Raw genomic sequence first — 1,347 nt, 5'->3', positions numbered from 1 at the left:
TGTCCCGCGTCAAGTAGTTGGCAGGGATTCTTCGATTTCGAAGTTGGGGATGGTCGGGTCGGCCAGGCCCATGTGCACCTCTATCGGCCGGTTCCAAGCGATCGCCTCATGAGGGCGGGTCTCGTTGTACTCGATGCGGTAGTCCTCGGCGCGTTCGACGAGGGTGAGCGCGTCGGGGATGTCGTCGAGGAACAGCCGTTCGTACTTCAGCGTCCCGAAGCCGCGTTCGCGTGATCCGTTCTGCCCCGGTGACTTCACCCTGGTGCGGACGTGTCGCAGTTCGGGGTGGCGCATGATGAACAGCTCGAAGTTCATCGATCGGAATGGACCGCCGTTGTCTGTGACGATCGTGACGACCGGCAGCAGCTCGCCGGTCTCGTCGTCGACCTGACATTGGTCGACGAGGGGGTGGCCGAACAGGGTCACGTAGTCGACGAGGGCGAGTTCGATCGCGGCGATCGCGTCGTGCTGGTTCGCGGTCGGCGAGGTGTGAAACGGGTGCTCGAGCTTCGAGTACCAGTCCCGGCAGCCGGCGATCCTCCAGATCCCACCCTGGGTGGTCTCGAACTCGCTGAAGTCCAACTGCCATACCTGGTTCGGGCCGGTCGGGTTTCGTGCGAACGCGGCCTTGCGGTTCTTCGCGAGTTCTCGACGCTGCTTCTGGTACTCCGATGGCAGGATCAGCCCGTCATCGCGCAGCAGCCGCAGCACGGTCGCCTGGGACACCTTGTGTCCGTCATGGCGGGTCATCGCCCAGATCTTCCGGTGGCCCCACTCCGGCTTCTTCAACGCATGCGCGACCACCAGCGGCCGGGCCGCGTCTCGCGCCGGCTGCGGCCACGGGCCCTTCGGCGGCCGGTCAGTCTTCGCCTTGGCCTGCCAGCGCCGCCAGGTGCGTTCGGGCATGTCGATCAGCTGACAGAACCTCGCGGTCGACATGCCCGCCTCGGTGCGGATCACCTCGAGGTCCTCGAAGGGCCCAGGCGGCCCTCGGCGCTCTTCTTCCAGACCCGGATCTCGACCGCGGCCTCACCCAGCGCCTGGGTGAGCTCGGCGACCTCGTCCTCGAGCTGCTGCTCGCGGGTCGAGGGCTTGGACTTACCCGCCTCGATGCCGGCTCTGCCGCCCTCGAGGAACTGGCGCTTCCAGTTCCCGATGGCCTGCTCCGAGACCTTCTCACGGCGGCCCGCTTCAGCGATCGTGATCTCGCCCTGCAACACGGACAACACGATGCGGAGCTTCTTCTCCACGGGGATCGTCGGTGGACGACTCATGACATTCAGACCTCTCAGCTGGGGCGTTACATCAGCAACTAACTACCCCTGCCAAACATTCTGACGCGCGACA

The 1,347-nt window shown here is 65.3% G+C and carries 2 protein-coding genes; both read right to left on the bottom strand.

Annotation, left to right across the window (positions count from 1 at the left end; translation table 11 throughout):
• Window positions 1-9: 9 nt before the first annotated feature.
• A complete protein-coding gene (locus MIC448_RS03460; protein ID WP_036296135.1) occupies window positions 10-960 on the bottom strand; it encodes an integrase core domain-containing protein in 951 nt (316 codons plus the stop codon).
• A complete protein-coding gene (locus tag MIC448_RS03455; RefSeq protein WP_081766164.1) occupies window positions 957-1,274 on the bottom strand; it encodes a helix-turn-helix domain-containing protein in 318 nt (105 codons plus the stop codon). Before MIC448_RS03455 ends, MIC448_RS03460 begins: the two co-directional genes overlap by 4 nt.
• Between the last annotated feature and the right edge of the window lie 73 nt (window positions 1,275-1,347).

This window comes from Microbacterium sp. C448 (assembly GCF_000582705.2).
GTDB classification, from domain to species: domain Bacteria; phylum Actinomycetota; class Actinomycetes; order Actinomycetales; family Microbacteriaceae; genus Microbacterium; species Microbacterium lacus_A.
This window is presented reverse-complemented; position numbering and strand designations above follow the sequence as displayed.

Excerpts from the sequence above, each read along its gene's own strand:
- MIC448_RS03455 (WP_081766164.1), bottom strand. The coding sequence starts at position 1,274 with ATGAGTCGTCCACCGACGATCCCCGTGGAGAAGAAGCTCCGCATCGTG.